Consider the following 15,781-nt stretch of genomic DNA (forward strand, 5'->3'; position numbering starts at 1 on the left):
GCGCGCCGCTCAATGCGTCAGGATATTGACGATGTTGCCAAACGGATCGCGCACAAAGAAGCGCCGCACACCCCAGGGTTCGTCAGTGATATCATAGACGACCTCGATGCCGGCGGCCTTCGCGCGTCGATAGACCTCGTCGACATCGTCCACCTCGATCGAGAGCGCCGGCACCGGCGTTCCCGATCCGCCTTCAATGGCAAAGCTTACCTGCGGCATTGCCGATCCGCCTTCGGCCGCAAAGGTGACCAGCCAGCCGTGATCCATCACCACTCTCAGACCAAGCAGATCCGTATAGAAGCTTCGCGCGCGTTGCGGATCAGATACTTGAAAATTGGCCACGATGCGCCGGACTGCCATTATAACCTCCCCAGCGCATCGGCCCGAAAATCGGACCCGATTTTCGGAAAGCTCGATGCGTAGATTCAAAGACTTACAGCGACCTTTATGCGTCCTAAAGGACGCACGGCGCTGTAGTCTCACCGCCCCTTCAGCCGCGTTGGAAGCCAAGCGCGAAAAGGGCGAGCGAACCGATCGAAGCGATCGTTCGCACATGGTTCCACCAGACCCAATCGGACAAGTAGCGCTGCTGCCAGACTTCGGTGGCAGCCTGGATCGAAGTTGCATTAGCCAGCGCGTTGTTGAGCGGGACGTTAAAGACGATCGTCACCGCGAATGTGCCGACGAGATAGACCAACCCGCCCGCCGCCAGGAGATAGCTCCCCTCTCCGCCCCAGATAAAACCGGCGGCTATCAGGATTAAGCCGAGCAGCGCCGTACCCATGAAGGCTGCGAAGAACAGCGGATTCTGGATCACGACGTTGATCGCGCTCATGGCAGCAACGCCCTGTTCCGCCGGCAGTCGCGCCAGCGCCTGCATGATACAGACGGAAAAGACGAAAAAGAGCCCGGCCATAAGTCCGGATCCGATGACGGCGGCAAAGGCCAGGCCAGGAACAAGAGCAATCATAGCAGGGACTCCGGGTCGATTGTGCGGCCGACGGCCGCACGCGCTGCCCAAGTGATAACCGACCGATGCGATATAGTCATCAGGAGTTGTTCCCCATGTGTCGCTGCAACGCGAAATGCGCGCAACCCTCTCCTGCACTTTCCACCGCGGCGCGATTGACATCATTGGCGTGCACACCTAATCATCGCAAATCGGTTGGTTCCCGAAATGCGAACGCGTTTCGGGAGTAAACGGGAACGTGACGGATGGACCCAATCTGGGCATCTCAATCACGGCCGACCCCGCGACTGTAGAGCGGCGTGAATTTGCCATTCCGGAGCGATCCGGAAGAAGCCACTGGGTAAGAACCGCGAGAGGGCGGTGCGAACTGGGAAGGCGAGGCAAATCCCTGGTGACCAGGCCAGCCTGGGCACCTGACGCCGTGAGCCAGGAAACCTGCCAAGCGATGCGGGCATCATGCCCAACGGGAACATCCCATTTGCCATCACGGAGGTTGTCATGGCTACGTCTACAGTTTCGAGCATTCCGCTTTCCCTCAGCGACCGTCTGACCGCGGGCATCATCGCCCTCATGATCGGTGGCTTCCTCGTTTTCGGTGCGGGCCTGGCGAATTCGGCCGTGCTGCATGATACGGCACACGACACGCGCCATTCCTACGGCTTCCCCTGCCACTAAGCGAAGTCATGGAGCGCATGCCGCGTTCCATGCCGAACGAAACAACAATCGACCCTCCGGCGCTCGGAGCGCGCGTCGTGCCGTGGGCACGCGCCCGCGACTTCAAGCGCCGGTTTGCGTCTTATGGAATCGGGCCGGACTCACCGCAAGGCGACCGCGTCCGCTGAGGAAAATCGACAATGATCGTCAAGACACTTCTGGCCGCGATCGTCGCCGGGCTGATTGCCGGCGTCTTCATGAGCGCCGCCCAGGAATTGCGGGTCACGCCACTCATCCTGCATGCGGAAGAATTCGAGGGCGAGGCGCCAGCCGCCCCGGGACAGCCAGCCGGTGAGCAGCCGGCGGCCGCTGATCATGAGCAGCACTCGTCGCTGAACGGAGCCCCGACCTGGGGCGAAATGCTCGCTGCGCTTTCACCGATCACCCCCGCCTATGCCCATGAGGGCGAGGAACACGAGGAAGGCGGCATCATGTTCGGCATGAGCCGCTTTTCCGGAACGCTTGCCGCCAACCTGGTCACCGGCGCCGGCTTCTCGCTGCTGCTTGCCGGCATCAGCCTGGTGATCGGCTATCCGATCACGGTTGCCAACGGCGCACTCTGGGGCGCCTTCGGCTGGCTCGCGGTGCATATGCTGCCCGCAGTCGGCCTGCCACCCGAACTGCCGGGCTTTCCGGCCGCAGAACTTGGCGACCGCCAGGCCTGGTGGGGGGCGACGGTCGTGCTCTCGGCTGCCGGCCTTTACCTGCTGGCACTCCGCCCCGAAATCGTCGCCAAGCTGGCCGGTCTCGTTCTTGTCGCTGCACCGCACGTCTATGGCGCACCGCAGCCGAGCGATATCTCCAGCAACGTGCCGGCCGTGCTCGGTGCCGAGTTCGCCGTCGCCGCGCTTGCAACGACGCTCGCCTTCTGGCTCGTGCTCGGCATCGTCTCCGGTTTCATCAACGACCGGTTTCTCAAGTTGAACTAACCTGCACCTATGCCTTCTCCCCCGCATGCGGGGAGGAGGCAAAAGATGCCTCATTTTTTGCTACCGAGCAGGTGGGCCCGCAGCCGGTCCCGTCGAAGTTCACGCTTCAGCAGCACGCAGGTGTCACAATAGCTGCCGCCCTCGGCACGATAGAAAAGGCAGCAGCCGCCGCGTATCCGGTAGGTCCGTGAGCGCAGCCCTTCTCCACCGGCGCACGCCACGTCGATCCTTTCGTAGTGAAGCTCCCGCGACGTCAATGGCGAGTGGGCGCGCTTGACGATCGCCAGCGCCTGCTCGATTGCCATCTCCTCCTCTCGACGCCGACGCCCGATCTCCAGAAAGGCCCCCGCGAGCCCGTCGGCCGCAAGCCGCCATTGCGCACGGGTCGACAGGCTGCAGCGCCGTTTCACGACCGCGATCACCGGTCTCAGATGCGCCACGAAGACGTCATGGAAGCTCTTGTCCCGTTCCTCCCGCCCCATCTCACCCTGACCTGATGGCATTTCGACAAGGAAATGAAACCGGCCGGCCTCGAGCGTCTGTCCATCAAACGCTCTTGAATAGGTTTCGAAACGCAATCCCGAGACGATCGGCACAAGGCCGGTAGTGAGATAGATCGCCCCTGCCGCAAGGCTGAGTTGATGACTGTAGAAGGCGATCAGGTGCGCCGCCCGGATCTTGTCGTCCATGCCGGACGCAAAACGGTCCTGATAGGCAAGGCAGGTTTCGATTTGCTCCGACCAGAAACTGTCCGGGGATTTGAAAACTGCCTGGGCGCTCGCGAGCGAACAGCCGACTTCCGGAAATGCCGTGGCGAGCCATTCGGTCGCAGCCACCGCTCCTGCCCTATGCGCTGTACTCGTCGGCTGCTCCTGCCCCATTCCCTCGTCCATCAGAACACGCCCGGCGTTAGCCATCCACCCTCGAAGCCTGCCCGTCTCAATCCCCGGCTGAAGACAGGGATACTGCGTGTCAATTCCCAAATGAGGCCGCTTCTCCAGTTCTCGATCATCATGACGGACAGCCCCTGGTCAAGCCCGACGATCCTGTCATCGACCCAGCCCTCGCGCCCGGCGCCCGCTAGGCTCGGATTGAAGCCGCCCGGAAAGCGGGCGTCGCGAAGCAACGCCGGATAGTGTGCCAGCAGATGGAAAAGTCCGCTCAGGCAGTCGTCCGGCGCGAAAGGCAAGCCGGCAAGCGGCGCCCACGGAACGACGGTCCCGTCATCGGCACCGAATGGCGCGCCGCGCGCCGCATAGCCCAGGAGCTTCTGGCGCCGGCCATCGCGCAGTTGCTGCCAGCCCTTCGGCGCATGACAGGCGCTGAAGCCCCAAAGGTCGCGGCAATAGCCGAAAAAACCGTGAGGATTTTCTTCGGCATGGGTGCGCTGCAGCGCAATCGCCCGGCGGGTATTCTCGAAATAATCGCTTCCCGCCTCGCGCATTCCCGTGTCGCGTATGCCACGGAAGTCGATCCATGCATGGGGAAAGAGGTGAATGAACAGCGCGCCCGCGTGGAGGTGCGCCGCCGCGTCGATCGTCAGCCATTCGTGTGCGGCGGCATAGGCGCCATAGCTCTCCGGCGCGATGGGCCAGTTCGATGCGCCGAGCGCCAGAACGTAGAGAAGCAGCGCCTCGCTATAGCCGCGCCAACGGTGCTTCAGGAAACGCCCCGGCGGCCTCCAGCCCATCGTCACCGTATCGCCGCGATTGAGCGCCCAGGCCCAATCCGCCCGCTCATGGAGGCGTGCCGCAAGGCTTCGGATCTCCGCTTCGCTCGGATCGCGTCCGCAAAAATACGCGGCAGCCGTCAGCATGCCAGCCAGGAGGAGCGCGGTGTCGATGGTGGAAAGTTCGCTGTTCCAACGGCGCTCGCCCGTCCGCATATCCAGGAAATGGTAGTAAAAGCCGCGATAGCCGGTCGCATGCTTGTCGCTCGCCTGCCGGCTCCGGTCGAGAAAACGCAGAATGGCAAGCACGCGGCGCGCCGCATCTGTCCGCTCCATCCAGCCGCGCTCGACAGCCACCGGATAGCAGGACAGTCCGAAGCCGGTGGCCGCTATGCTCGCTGGCGACCCCACCCGTGCCGTGTCCGCGACAAGCCCCGTCCCCGCATCGGAATGAACGAGAAAATAGTCGAACGCGGCGCGCTGCAGCCGGTCGATCACGGCGATGTCCCTGTGCGGAGCGGAGAGAAGCATAGCGAGGTTCTGCTTGAGGACCATGACCAGATTGAGAACGTATTTTGGCCCTCTGCTCGTCTCTCAGGCGTCGCAATCAAATAATATTGCGATCGCACTTGGTCGCGGCAGTCGCCGTTTTGCAATCCTGTGATACATTCCTGTTGTGGGGTCCGCGTTTTTTAGGGCGAGACCCGGAGGGACGGAAGGTCCCGACTGTAGATCATGACGATTGGCGGATGCGATGTTGAGCATGCTGGCATTGATCATGGCACTCAGTGGCAGCCCGTTTCAGACGGCCGCCACGCCTCCGAACGTCGATGTGGAACTGGTTCTCGCTGTCGACATGTCCGGGTCGATGGACATGGAGGAAGCGCGGGTGCAGCGCTCCGGCTACGTACAGGCGCTCAGGCACCCGGAATTCGTCAACGCCGTCAAGGGTGGATTTCTCGGCCGCATCGCCATCGGCTATTTCGAATGGGCCGGCATGGTCAATGAGGCTTCGGTCGTCACCTGGCAGGTGATCGAGGGCACCGAGGACGCGGAGGCCTTCGCGGCCAAGATCGAGGCGCGGCCGATCGGAACGCGGCGTGGCACATCGATATCGAATGCGATTATTTTTGGCACCAGCCTGATCGATACGAACGCCTTTTCGGGCGCACGTCGCGTCATCGACATTTCCGGCGACGGCCCCAACAATACCGGGCCGCCTGTCGCCCCCGCCCGCAACGAAGCAGTGGCGCGCGGCATCATCATCAACGGGCTGGCGATCCTGATCCGCCCCTCGGTGTCGACCGGCCCGCTGGATCAGTATTACGCGGAATGTGTGATCGGGGGGCCTGGCTCCTTCGTTCTTCCGGTCCACGAGGCAGAGGATTTCGCGGTCGCGATCCGGCAGAAGCTGATCCTCGAAGTGAGCGGGGTGACGCTTCCCCCGACCTTCAATCTAGCCGCTGGCGAGACGGCGGCAGATTGCATGATCGGCGAAAAGCTTCGGCCGGGCTTCCTGGACAGGGTCTATCCGGAACTCGACCGTTAGAGCATTTTGCAGTCAGGTGGACTCACCTGACGTCGCACAAATGCGGCAAAAACAAATCGATAGATCGGAGCGCGAACGCATGTGAGCGCATCCCGCTCTGCTGCATGTCTCCTTAAATCGACCTCGATTTAAGGAGACATGCAGCAATTCAAAGCGCTACAGCGACCTTTGCGCGTCTGATAAGGCGCGCGGCGCTGTAGCGGGACGCCGGAATGCGCCCCTGCGTTCCTTGCCTTCCTGCGCGTTCACTGCAGCAGGCGAAACCCGCCCGCCGTATCGGCGCCCATGGCCGCAAACTCGCGCCGATCGCGCAGTTCGTTGACGACTGCCTGAAGCGCCATGTCGACGCAATATTCCAGGGCTTGCGCGTCCAATGCGCGGGCACTGTCGCGGATATGGGCCAGCATCCTCGCGATGCTCGCAAGTTCCGCATCATGCTCGGCAGATGTCGAGACAGAGTTAGTCATTCGAACCCCCATTGCGTGTACTACCCTCGCGCAGCACTATAGATGAAATTGCCGTTCGCGCGCGTTGCACGAGCGTTGCACACCCATCAGTGGTGTTGCGAGATAGTTTTCGCCAATTGTCGCTTGCGAAACTTAAGCTCGTTCGCGGGCCGCTTCAGTTCCTTTCGGCACAGGGGCTGCGAGCGCGCCACTACCGCGCCGTGCGTCTTGCCAGACGCACAAAGGACGCTGTAGCACTTTGAACTGCTGCATGTTTTTCAGCTTGGATCGACTTCGATTCAAGGAAACACGCAGTCGCTCACGACGCAATCGCCTTCGATAGTGCACGCGGCCCGAAGCGACGCGCCCGCTCGCCGTCCGGATTCTCAAGATCCGGCACGATCACCTTGACGACGGCGAAGGGCAGATCGCCGCGCGTGAGGGGAACCGCGATGACCGACCGCACACCCGCCTTCGTGACGCAGGAGATGACATGGTTCAGCAAAGCATCGACATGCATGCGGATGGGAGCCCCCGGAGCCGCGGTCGATCTCGGCGCGGCGAGGAAGGCGCGCCGCGTCGACTCCGGCAATGGCCGGCAGAAGGTCTCGGCGTAGACGTCGTCGCGGGCGCCGCCGATATAGGTGAGTCGCGACTGTGCCGCCTCCGTCACCGCCCGGATTGCGGCCCGGATGGCCGAAGGGTGTGCCCCGCAACCGCTCGTCACCTCGACGAAGCGGAGGTTGCCGGCGGTCGCGGTGCCGCGCAGACCGAGCAGCGCCAGGTAGCACGGGATACCGGTGTCGCTGGTAACGTCGAAAAGCCGCAATTCGAGCTCGGCCGCCCGGATGCGGCCGACGAGCGCGTCGAGCGCCGGATCGTCAAGATCCTCGGGGACGACGCATGCCCGGTCGCGGGCGTTCTGGCCGGACACCCGCCAGAGGATATGCGCGTCGCGCTCGACCCGCTCGAGCAGGCCGTGCAGGATCGCCTCCGGCATGGTGTTTCCCGATGCCAGCCCGTCCGAGGACATCCAGAAGCGCGAGGCCCGCGTGCGGTCGAGCAGCACCGCCTCGAGCGGGACGAAGGCGTCGTGGCCGGAGATCAGATCCACGCCGCGGACCCATTCGATTTTCTCGTCCGGCCGAATATCGTTCTGGCCGGCGGCGATCAGCGCGTCGAGCCGGTCGAACGTCCGGCCCGACGCGCGCAGATTGTCTGCTGTCTCCACGACCGTGTCGACGGCCGGCTCGCCCGCGACTGCCCGCTCAAGCGCCTCCATGACTGCGGATGCACGCGCATCCGCATCCGTCAGCCCCTTGCCCTGCGCGACGACGATCGACCGGGAATTCGGCGCATAGGCGCACCACACCGGGATGCCGACCTTATCGAGGCCCGTATGCCGGGCGATGCGCGTCACGCCGAACGCCGCGAGACAAGGTCGAATGCGATCGAATGTTTCCTCCGGGGTGCACACCCTGTCGGAATAGTCATGATGCGAACCAGACCACCCGGCCTCTTGGCAGATCAAGAGTCGACGTGACCGGCAAAGACGTCATCGACCGACCCTACGGCTATGGCGAGATCGACATTGTTGACGAAGGTACTGCCCAACTGCCGAAAGCCGTTGACGGTTGCCAGATCGCCCCTCACCTGATCGAGCGGCGTTACCGTCCCGTTTCCAAGGTCGGCGATCCACAAGCCCGGTTCCCCCGGAATTCCAATCACAACGACTTTGCTCATACTATTCCCCCCACGCTCCGATTTAGAAACCCGCCTTCTTCAGGCCCTCACGATAGAGATCCTTCTGCCATTGTTCCTTGAAGGGAATGACGGCGAGCCATTTGTCGACATCAAAAGTGGGATTGACCTTCAGGGCCCGCATCCTGTGCTGGCGGGCCTTTTTGCGGTCCCCGAGCATCGCCCAACTTGCGGCGACGATCCTGTCTGCCGGCGACTTTTCCTTCATGTCTTGGGCAAAGCCGATGGCCTGCTTGTATTCCCCGAGAAAATAGCTGGCACCCGCTGCACTCCAAAGATAGGCGTCAGGCGCCAGCGGATTGAGGGATATCGCCTGGCCAAGCTTTTCCAAGGCCTCGCCAGGTCGGGAGGCATGAACGAGCGTATCTGCGTGGCTGTAGAGAACATCGGCATAGTGCGGGCTCAACTGCTCGGCGCGATCCAGCGCTGCCAGGCTTTCATCGAGGTCGCCCTGATAAAGCTTGACCACGCCGACTTCGCGATGAGCGGTGGGCAGGACCTCGTTGCTCTTGATCGCGTCCTTTGCGTGCCGCTCCGCCAAGGACAGGAGTTCACCGTCGGCCCGCGCAGTCAGCAGCCATTCGGTCGCATAAGTGCGCGCGATGCCGCTCAGCGCCGGCGCAAAATCCTGCTTGTGCTTCAGTGCAACTCGGAAGTCATGACGCGCCCGGCGAACCTCGGGCAGGCCAAGACCCGAGAGATGCCTGAGCCCGCCGAGATAAGCGTAATAGGCTTCGGGATGCGACAGATAGTCGAGGTGCTCCGGCCTCCCCGTCTCCACTTGCTCGGTCACGGCGCGCGCCACGTGATAGGCAATCTCCTGGCGCTGCTTAAGGAGGCCTGCAGGCGAAATCAGGAAGCGGTCTGCCCAGACGATTTGGTCGGATGGCAGGAAGATCAGCTGGGTGAATAGCCCTTGATCCGACATGCGGCAATCGAGCGCGTAGGTGACACCGTGCCGTTCGAGAAATGCTGCCTTGTCCTCTGCCTCGCGGATACGCTCGGCCGTATAAGGCGCGACGACGGTCATCGAGCGCAGGGCACAGAGGCCGATCGTTATGTCCTCGATCACAGCCGCACTGACGGCGTGGAGCAACGGGTCACTGCCAAATGCGGCGGGCGGAAGCAGTGCAACGCGGGGGAGCGGTGCGGTTTCGGGCGCGCTCGCTTCCGCTTCCGCCTCACCGGCGCCATGCCACAGCCATACCTTGGCAGGCGGGCGACCGCCGTCGAGTGATGGGCCGTGACTGACCCGTTGCAGGATTTCGCGAACGGCGGTGTCCCCCGGATCGAGTTCCAGCAGATGCACGCAGGCCGAGCGCAGCATCGAGCGGTCGGCAGAACGCTGTTCCACATCGATAAGCGCACCGCGAAGCCGGTCCGTAAACCGCCGCCGCTTTTCCAGCACCCAGTCCGTATAGCGCCCGGACGGCAAGTCCGCAGTTCCCAGAAACGTGTCGCGCCAAAGCGTAAGGATGCTGCGGAATGTCTCCTCCGAGCTGTTCACCGTCTCGAAATCAGCGACATCGCAGGAGATCAGCCCGAGCGCCACCTCCGATTCCGTTGCGGACACGACGGCTCCAGCGCGCGTGACCAGATGCTGCATGCGCCACAGCGTCGAGCGCAGATTCTTGAAGGCCACGCTTTTTTCCCTGTCCGGCCAGATCATGGTCGCAAGCTTCTCGCGGGTCGCGACCTTCTGCCCGGACGCCGAGAGATAGGCGAGGATCAACAGGCCGCGCTCGGGGCACGCGACAACCGCGCCGGTGGTATCGACCAGCCGCAACTCTCCAAAGGTCTGAAGGTGATAGCCCGCCCCCGTCACGATCACCTCAACCGGCCGATAGGCCCAGGGTCCTGCCGCCCCAAAGGGTGGGCAGGACAGCGCGCCTCCGTCGAGGCATCTCCGATGGAAACACCGTCGATTTGCTCCTACGCGGCTCCGCAACTGTCTTCGGCAATCCGCCGCCCGCCGGCGCCGGCATCTCCTCGAAGAACCACGAAAAATGTACTTGCAGAACCTCCGCCGTCATCAGCAAGTGGACCGCACACACTCGGCGCATCCCTTGTTCATATCGCCGGACCTGCGCGGCCGTGACACCAAGCGCCGCCGCAAGAGTTTCCTCGCCCATTCCCAGCACCTTGCGGCGCAGCCGAATACGACGACCGATGAATGCGTCAATGGCGTTGGGCTGGCTGACCACTTTTTCGACTCCGCGCATGAATGGCTGGCTGCTTATCTTCAAGGATGCTTGAAAAGCAAAACCGATGCAACTCGGAGCTTTGCGTGATGCACAAGGTTCTCGTCTGCGTTTTGAGGCGTTGCTTGCATTGTCGCCAGTGCTAAGAGGCAATCCAATGCCTCTCGACGCGCAATCCGAAGCTAACCCCGCACGAGGCGGGGTTAGCTTCTCGAGTATCAATTCCAGGTTTGTCGGTCATACCAGTCGTCGAGATCCCGTCTGATGAGATCCCTCTCGATGCCGTACCGCTCCTGGATCTTGCCCTCGAGCTGATCGAGGTTACCGTCGATCTGGTCAAGATCATCGTCAGTCAATCTGCCCCACTGCTCCTTGATCTTGCCCTTCACCTGTTTCCAGTTTCCTTCGACGCGATTCCAATCCATGCCATTTCCTCCTGGCTTGGTGACTGTCATGTGAAGGAAACTCGCGATGGCGGCATTTGGTTCATTCGGGCTCGGAGAACGATAAGCCCGACAGGAACGAAACTGCATCTCGGTGCATTTATTCGGCAAGTACGGAGGCCCAACCGCAACGCCCATCCAGGCCGGGTCTCCTCCGGGTGGGCAACCGCATCCGCAGAGACAGATGATGCCGAGCTAGTGTATAGTCGAAGCGAAAGTCCCTTCGCGCGTTTCAACCCTTAGAAGAAGTAGCCGCGGATCATGGAGCTTGTCGTCGCCCTTGCCCTGATCGTCTTCAAGGTCGCGTTGCTGATTGCGATCCTCCTGCTCTTGCCCTTGCCGCTGACCTGGCTGGAGCGCAAGGTCGCCGGACACATCCAGCAGCGGATGGGGCCGATGCGCGTGGGGTGGCACGGGTTGCTGCAGCCGGTGGCGGACGGAATCAAGCTCCTGACCAAAGAGGACCACATCCCGGCCGAATCCGACCGCTTCCTGTTCAAACTGGCGCCGATCCTGGCGCTCGCGCCGCCTTTTGTGGTGTTCGTCGCGATCCCCTTCGGGGAGAGCGTCTCGGTCCTCGGCAACGAGATCACGCTCTACGTATCCAACATGAACGTGGCGCTCCTCTTCGTCTTCGCTGTGATCGGGCTGGAGGTCTATGGCGTCATCATCGGCGGCTGGGCGGCAAACAGCAAATACGCGGTCCTCGGCAGCCTCAGGACCTGCGCGCAGATGATCAGCTACGAGATCCCGATGGGGTTTGCGGTCATCGGCGTCGTCATGCTGGCGCAGTCCATGAGCCTGCTCGAGATCGTGCGGGCCCAGGCCGATGTCTGGAACATCGTCTACCAGCCGATCGGCTTTTTCGTCTTCTTCGTCGCAGGGCTCGCCGAGGCGCAACGCATTCCCTTCGATCTGGCTGAAGCGGAAGGCGATCTGGGAGCCGGCTTCCACACTGAATACAGCGGCATCCGTTTCGCGTTCTTCATGGTCAGCGAATACGTCATCGTGCTCCTGGTGTCGGTCCTCACAGTTATTCTGTTTTTCGGCGGCTGGAACGGCGTACTGATCCCGTTGCCGCCGCTCCTCTGGTTTGGGCTCAAAGTGGCGTTCTTCATCTATTTGTTCATTTGGTTCCGCTTTACTTTCCCCCGCTACCGCTACGACCAGTTGATGGCAATCGGATGGAAAGTCTTGCTTCCTCTCTCGATGGCGAACATAATCATAACCGGTATTGCTTTCGCTTGAGGGGCCTCAGCAGCTCCACGGCATGTAGCAATTCAAAGAGTTACAGCGGCCTTGGTCCGTCTTGGTAGACGCACGGCGCTGTAGAGCGGGGCGGCGATGTCGCGCGCATGGGACACAATTGGAACATGGATCGGCTGGACGTTCTTTTCCGACCTGGCGAGCGGCTTGACCCTGACCTTTGGCTATATGTTCTCAAAGTCCGTGACCATGCAGTACCCGGACAAGGAGAAATGGCTGCCCTATTCCCGCTATCGCGGGCATCACTTCCTGAAACGTGACGAAGAGGGCGAGATCAAGTGCGTGGCCTGCGAACTCTGCGCGCGGATCTGTCCCTGTTACTGCATCGAAGTCGTCCCCTACGAGGACGAGAAGGGCAACCGTCGCCCGGCCAAGTTCGAGATCGACACGGCCCGTTGCCTGTTCTGCGGATTGTGCGAGGACGCCTGTCCGGCGGATGCAATCGCACTCGGTCAGCAATATGAATTCTCGAGTTTTTCTTCGCGCGACCTGGTGATCGGGCGTGACGACCTGCTCGCAAAGCCTGGCAAGGCGGCGACCGGCGGCGGCGTCGTCGCCGCGCGCCTGAACACCGAGAGGGACGTGCTGGTCGAGACGAACGAACGACAGGGCTACAATTGGTGGCGGAATATCCGGCGAAGGTGAGCGCGCGTCAGTCTGTCGAAGCCGGAACACCACCGCGCATTTCCTTGGATCGAAGCCGATCCAAGGATAGAACCAGGCGGCAGTTCAAAGTGCTACGGCGACCGTTTTGCACCTGAGAGACGCACGGCGCCGTGGGAGAGGAGGCTCAGATGTTTGTCGGCGAAATCGTGAAGAATAAAGGTGTCGGAGTGATCGCGGTCCCTCCCGATCAGCCGATGGTGGAAGTCCTGCGGCTGTTTCGCGACAGCAATATCGGCTTCGTGGTCGTCAGCCAATCGGCCGGGGAATACTTGGGCACGCTGTCGGAACGGGATTGCTGCAATGCGGTGGCCGAATACGGCGCCGAAGCGGCGATGATGCGGGTCGCCGACGTCATGAACCGCAGCGTGGCGATCTGTTCGACAGAGGATTTGCTGCCCTTTGTGATGGCAATCATGACCCAGCGGCGTACCCGCCACGTGCTGGTCATGGAAGGTGAGGACGTTATCGGCGTGGTCAGCATCGGCGACGTGGTCAAACACCGGCTCGACGAAGCGCAGCGCACGGAGCAAGACCTGCACGACTATATTCGCGGGACCCATTATCACTGACGGTGTCGCGACAGCTGGGTTCAGGGCGAGCCGCCGGCCATGCCTTGGCCGAACGCCTCGGGGCCCGCCGCGGAGTTGGTGTCGGGGCTGATCCCGGCAGCCGCGTGCGCCAACTTGACCTCCACCGGCCATGGATATTCACCCCGCCGCAGCAGGCTGTTGAGGCGCAAGGCCCTATAGTTCTCGGGCACAAAGACGAGTCCGCGCGGAAAGCGCCTGTTGACTTTGAGCTTGGCGGCCAATTCGCCCTGAGCGGATCGCACTACCACCCGATCGCCGTCCGAAAGTCCAAGCTGCGTGGCGTCCTGCGCGCTCATCTCCACATAGGGCTCATCCGCGACCGTATTCAGGATCTCCGAGCGTTCGGAAAGATATCCGTTGTGGAAGAGCCCGTTGCCGGTGATCAGCATGAGCTGGTCGTGGGGCTTTGGATTCGCTGGCGGCGCCGGGAAGAATGCGCCGGCCGCTGGCGTCAGCGCTGCTCTTGTGAATGCGCCGTCGGCTCCAAGTCCCTCCTGCGTCAAGCCTTGATAGGCCGGGATGAGCCCGGCAATTTCCTCGAAAATTGCGCCTTGCGTCGATGGCTTCAGCACCTGGTGGCGAAGTGCGGCGACGAAGTCGAAGATCTCGAGATTGCCTTTGGCCTCGAAGGCGGGCTCGCGGAATTTGCGGACCTGCTGGATGCGGCCCTCGTTGTTGGTGAACGTGCCGACCTCCTCGCCGTAACCGGCCGCCGGCAGGACGACCTCGGCCACGGCGGCGGTATCCGTGAGGAAGGTATCCTGCACGATCAGGAGATCGGCGGCGCCGAGCGCGCGCTTCACGTAATCCCTGTCGGGATAGGCGATCAGCGGATCGCTGCCGGTGATGTAAAGGACGCCCATCCGCCCGCCGGCGCAGAGGTCCAGCAGGGCGTCGAGGCCCGCACCCGCCTCAGCGGGGATTTCAGCGCCCCAAACCCGCTCAATAGGCGTCCGCGCAGCATCGTCGGTGACCGCGCCGAGCCCCGGCAAGGTCGCCGGCAGAACCCCCATGTCCCAGGCGCCCATCTGATTGGCACGATCGAAGAGGAACTGCATTGAGGTGCCCTTGCCGAGCAGGTGAAGAACCCGCAGCAGGTTGGTGACCTGCTGCAACGCCCCGCGCGCTTCGGGTGATCTCAGAAGGTCGGCACTGACAAGCAAGGTGACGCTGCGGGCTTCCTTGAGAGTGCTCACCAAACGGTCCGGCCCTTCACCGCCCGTCGTCACGCCGATGTCTGCGAAAGCCTCGCTCGGCATGAGCCCAGCCACCACCGCTGCCAGGCTCGCCGCCTCTCCGCCGGGCGGCACACGAACCACCTGCCGGGCATCGGCATCGAGACGTGATGGCCGTGCCGCGAGCATCAGGAACCCCGTCCGTCGCCGACGCGCCGCATCGCGCAGCAGATACTCGGTAACCGGGTTTTCCTCCGTCACGTTGCCGCCGATCACGAGCACACAGTCGTTGCCGATCACATCCTGCAGTGGAGCACGCGTGTAGAAGCTTGCCAGCAGCGGGCCGAGTGTGTCGAACGGTGTGGACCAGCGCGCCGAGCAATCGATGTTGTTGGTCCGGAAGACTGCCCGCATCAGCTTCTGGAACTGATAGAGCACCTCATTGGGTAGGCGCGAAGAGGCGAGCCCGCCGGCGGCCTTGCTCTCGACAGCCGCCAGGCGCCGACGCAGGTGGTCCCCGGCCTCATCCCAGGAAACCGGAACGAGGGCGCCATCCCGACGGATCATCGGCCGCTTGATCCGGTCCCGGCTCTCGACGAAGTCCAGGCCGAAGCGCCCGCGCACGCAGAGCATTTCGCGGTTGACCCCGTTCTCCTCTTTGGCGCGCACCCGCATGAACTCGCCCTTGCGCGCCCCGACGGTGAGTTGGCAGCCGGTGCCGCAATGCGGGCAGACCGTGTCGGTCTCGGCGAGATCCCAGGGCCGCGCCTTGTAGCGATAAGGAAAGCTCATCAGCGCGCCGACGGGACAGACTTGGACGCAATTGCCGCACTGGTCGCAACTTGCAAGGCTGCCCTCAAAGCCGGTAACCGCAGTGTCCATGCCTTTTTCGACGGTGCCCAAGGCGACCGCGCCCACCACTTCCTCGCACATCCGCACGCAGCGCTGGCACTGGATGCAGCGATTGACGTTCATGATGATGACCGGGCTGAGGCGGATGTCGCGGGAGTGGAACACGCGCTTGGGATCACGGAACTCGCTTCGGCGAGGCCCGTAGGCCATCACCATGTCCTGAAGCTCGCACTCGCCGCCCTTGTCGCAGATTGGACAGTCGAGAGGATGGTTGGCGAGCAGCATGTCGAGCATGGAAGACCGCGTTTCCTCGATCAGCGGCGTGTTCGTCCGCACGACCATGCCATCGGTGACCGCCGTCGCGCAGGACGGCTGCAGCCGCCGCAGTCCCTCGATCTCCACCAGACACATGCGGCACGACGCGAGCGGCGGCAGCCGCTTCAGATAGCAGAAGGTCGGGACGTCGATGCCCAAGCGCTGGGCGGCCTGCAGCACCGTGGTGCCGGCCTCCACGTCCAGCGTTCGCTCGTCGATGGTGATGCTAACCATA

The 15,781-nt window shown here is 62.6% G+C and carries 17 protein-coding genes and 1 riboswitch; of the genes, 6 read left to right on the plus strand and 11 right to left on the minus strand.

Annotated elements, in window-relative coordinates; all coding sequences use genetic code 11:
* Positions 1 to 9: 9 nt before the first annotated feature.
* Complete coding sequence (locus tag RHIBR816_RS0100910; protein WP_018234650.1) at positions 10 to 360, minus strand: VOC family protein; 351 nt, start codon at positions 358 to 360, stop codon at positions 10 to 12.
* 130 nt (positions 361 to 490) lie between these two features.
* Positions 491 to 970: a DUF1772 domain-containing protein gene (locus RHIBR816_RS0100915; RefSeq protein ID WP_018234651.1), complete on the minus strand. Its 480-nt coding sequence runs from the start codon at positions 968 to 970 to the stop codon at positions 491 to 493.
* Positions 971 to 1,149: 179 nt separating this feature from the next.
* Positions 1,150 to 1,428, plus strand: a riboswitch (cobalamin riboswitch).
* 40 nt (positions 1,429 to 1,468) lie between these two features.
* Here RHIBR816_RS0100915 and RHIBR816_RS0100920 point away from each other — a divergent pair.
* Entirely contained in the window at positions 1,469 to 1,645 is a 177-nt protein-coding gene (locus RHIBR816_RS0100920) for a CbtB-domain containing protein (protein WP_014329031.1), read from the plus strand.
* A 179-nt stretch (positions 1,646 to 1,824) separates the two neighbouring features.
* The gene (locus tag RHIBR816_RS0100930) at positions 1,825 to 2,613 is read left to right on the plus strand and encodes a CbtA family protein (RefSeq protein WP_018234654.1); all 789 of its coding nucleotides are present in this window, start codon (positions 1,825 to 1,827) and stop codon (positions 2,611 to 2,613) included.
* A 50-nt stretch (positions 2,614 to 2,663) separates the two neighbouring features.
* On the opposite strand, the gene RHIBR816_RS0100935 is transcribed toward RHIBR816_RS0100930, so the two are convergent.
* Complete coding sequence (locus RHIBR816_RS0100935) at positions 2,664 to 3,530, minus strand: ferric iron reductase (RefSeq protein WP_245262547.1); 867 nt, start codon at positions 3,528 to 3,530, stop codon at positions 2,664 to 2,666.
* Positions 3,506 to 4,813 (minus strand): glucoamylase family protein, encoded by a 1,308-nt coding sequence (locus RHIBR816_RS0100940; RefSeq protein ID WP_026186514.1) that lies wholly within the window; start codon positions 4,811 to 4,813, stop codon positions 3,506 to 3,508. The genes RHIBR816_RS0100935 and RHIBR816_RS0100940 overlap by 25 nt, the downstream gene beginning before the upstream one ends.
* A 223-nt stretch (positions 4,814 to 5,036) precedes the next feature.
* Here RHIBR816_RS0100940 and RHIBR816_RS0100945 point away from each other — a divergent pair, with 223 nt between their 5' ends.
* The gene (locus RHIBR816_RS0100945) at positions 5,037 to 5,831 is read left to right on the plus strand and encodes a DUF1194 domain-containing protein (RefSeq protein WP_026186515.1); all 795 of its coding nucleotides are present in this window, start codon (positions 5,037 to 5,039) and stop codon (positions 5,829 to 5,831) included.
* Between the two features lie 245 nt (positions 5,832 to 6,076).
* On the opposite strand, the gene RHIBR816_RS0100950 is transcribed toward RHIBR816_RS0100945, so the two are convergent.
* The 6 genes from RHIBR816_RS0100950 to RHIBR816_RS0100975 form a co-directional block, all read right to left on the minus strand.
* A complete protein-coding gene (locus RHIBR816_RS0100950; RefSeq protein ID WP_026186516.1) occupies positions 6,077 to 6,310 on the minus strand; it encodes a hypothetical protein in 234 nt (77 codons plus the stop codon).
* Positions 6,311 to 6,596: 286 nt separating this feature from the next.
* On the minus strand, positions 6,597 to 7,808 hold the full coding sequence (locus RHIBR816_RS0100955; protein ID WP_052522667.1) for a YcaO-like family protein: 1,212 nt from the start codon (positions 7,806 to 7,808) through the stop codon (positions 6,597 to 6,599).
* Positions 7,805 to 8,020, minus strand: coding sequence for a hypothetical protein (locus RHIBR816_RS0100960; RefSeq protein WP_018234660.1), 216 nt, complete (start codon positions 8,018 to 8,020; stop codon positions 7,805 to 7,807). The genes RHIBR816_RS0100955 and RHIBR816_RS0100960 overlap by 4 nt, the downstream gene beginning before the upstream one ends.
* Before the next feature lie 22 nt (positions 8,021 to 8,042).
* Complete coding sequence (locus RHIBR816_RS0100965; RefSeq protein ID WP_026186518.1) at positions 8,043 to 9,863, minus strand: adenylate cyclase; 1,821 nt, start codon at positions 9,861 to 9,863, stop codon at positions 8,043 to 8,045.
* A 7-nt stretch (positions 9,864 to 9,870) separates the two neighbouring features.
* Positions 9,871 to 10,260 (minus strand): helix-turn-helix domain-containing protein, encoded by a 390-nt coding sequence (locus tag RHIBR816_RS0100970; RefSeq protein WP_018234662.1) that lies wholly within the window; start codon positions 10,258 to 10,260, stop codon positions 9,871 to 9,873.
* 197 nt (positions 10,261 to 10,457) lie between these two features.
* Positions 10,458 to 10,664 carry a CsbD family protein gene (locus RHIBR816_RS0100975; RefSeq protein ID WP_018234663.1) on the minus strand — a complete coding sequence of 69 codons (207 nt, stop codon included), beginning with the start codon at positions 10,662 to 10,664 and terminating at the stop codon, positions 10,458 to 10,460.
* A gap of 279 nt (positions 10,665 to 10,943) precedes the next feature.
* On the opposite strand from RHIBR816_RS0100975, the gene nuoH reads away from it, so the two are divergent.
* The 3 genes from nuoH to RHIBR816_RS0100990 all read left to right on the plus strand — a co-directional run bounded on the left by nuoH (position 10,944) and on the right by RHIBR816_RS0100990 (position 13,183).
* Positions 10,944 to 11,930: an NADH-quinone oxidoreductase subunit NuoH gene (nuoH, locus tag RHIBR816_RS0100980; RefSeq protein ID WP_018234664.1), complete on the plus strand. Its 987-nt coding sequence runs from the start codon at positions 10,944 to 10,946 to the stop codon at positions 11,928 to 11,930.
* A gap of 96 nt (positions 11,931 to 12,026) precedes the next feature.
* Complete coding sequence (locus RHIBR816_RS0100985) at positions 12,027 to 12,593, plus strand: NADH-quinone oxidoreductase subunit I (RefSeq protein ID WP_018234665.1); 567 nt, start codon at positions 12,027 to 12,029, stop codon at positions 12,591 to 12,593.
* Positions 12,594 to 12,742: 149 nt separating this feature from the next.
* A complete protein-coding gene (locus tag RHIBR816_RS0100990; RefSeq protein ID WP_018234666.1) occupies positions 12,743 to 13,183 on the plus strand; it encodes a CBS domain-containing protein in 441 nt (146 codons plus the stop codon).
* 20 nt (positions 13,184 to 13,203) lie between these two features.
* Here RHIBR816_RS0100990 and nuoG read toward each other — a convergent pair whose 3' ends face one another.
* Entirely contained in the window at positions 13,204 to 15,780 is a 2,577-nt protein-coding gene (gene nuoG, locus RHIBR816_RS0100995) for an NADH-quinone oxidoreductase subunit NuoG (RefSeq protein ID WP_018234667.1), read from the minus strand.
* Position 15,781 lies beyond the last annotated feature (1 nt).

It is taken from the genome of Ensifer sp. BR816, assembly GCF_000378985.1.
Taxonomy (GTDB): domain Bacteria; phylum Pseudomonadota; class Alphaproteobacteria; order Rhizobiales; family Rhizobiaceae; genus Sinorhizobium.

Coding starts and splice junctions, on each gene's coding strand:
- RHIBR816_RS0100970 (WP_018234662.1), bottom strand. CDS start 10,260: ATGCGCGGAGTCGAAAAAGTGGTCAGCCAGCCCAACGCCATTGACGCA.
- RHIBR816_RS0100915 (WP_018234651.1), bottom strand. CDS start 970: ATGATTGCTCTTGTTCCTGGCCTGGCCTTTGCCGCCGTCATCGGATCC.
- RHIBR816_RS0100950 (WP_026186516.1), bottom strand. CDS start 6,310: ATGGGGGTTCGAATGACTAACTCTGTCTCGACATCTGCCGAGCATGAT.
- RHIBR816_RS0100945 (WP_026186515.1), top strand. CDS start 5,037: ATGTTGAGCATGCTGGCATTGATCATGGCACTCAGTGGCAGCCCGTTT.
- RHIBR816_RS0100910 (WP_018234650.1), bottom strand. CDS start 360: ATGGCAGTCCGGCGCATCGTGGCCAATTTTCAAGTATCTGATCCGCAA.
- RHIBR816_RS0100920 (WP_014329031.1), top strand. CDS start 1,469: ATGGCTACGTCTACAGTTTCGAGCATTCCGCTTTCCCTCAGCGACCGT.
- RHIBR816_RS0100985 (WP_018234665.1), top strand. CDS start 12,027: ATGTCGCGCGCATGGGACACAATTGGAACATGGATCGGCTGGACGTTC.
- nuoH (WP_018234664.1), top strand. CDS start 10,944: ATGGAGCTTGTCGTCGCCCTTGCCCTGATCGTCTTCAAGGTCGCGTTG.
- RHIBR816_RS0100940 (WP_026186514.1), bottom strand. CDS start 4,813: ATGCTTCTCTCCGCTCCGCACAGGGACATCGCCGTGATCGACCGGCTG.
- RHIBR816_RS0100990 (WP_018234666.1), top strand. CDS start 12,743: ATGTTTGTCGGCGAAATCGTGAAGAATAAAGGTGTCGGAGTGATCGCG.
- RHIBR816_RS0100930 (WP_018234654.1), top strand. CDS start 1,825: ATGATCGTCAAGACACTTCTGGCCGCGATCGTCGCCGGGCTGATTGCC.
- nuoG (WP_018234667.1), bottom strand. CDS start 15,780: ATGGTTAGCATCACCATCGACGAGCGAACGCTGGACGTGGAGGCCGGC.
- RHIBR816_RS0100975 (WP_018234663.1), bottom strand. CDS start 10,664: ATGGATTGGAATCGCGTCGAAGGAAACTGGAAACAGGTGAAGGGCAAG.
- RHIBR816_RS0100935 (WP_245262547.1), bottom strand. CDS start 3,530: ATGGCTAACGCCGGGCGTGTTCTGATGGACGAGGGAATGGGGCAGGAG.
- RHIBR816_RS0100960 (WP_018234660.1), bottom strand. CDS start 8,020: ATGAGCAAAGTCGTTGTGATTGGAATTCCGGGGGAACCGGGCTTGTGG.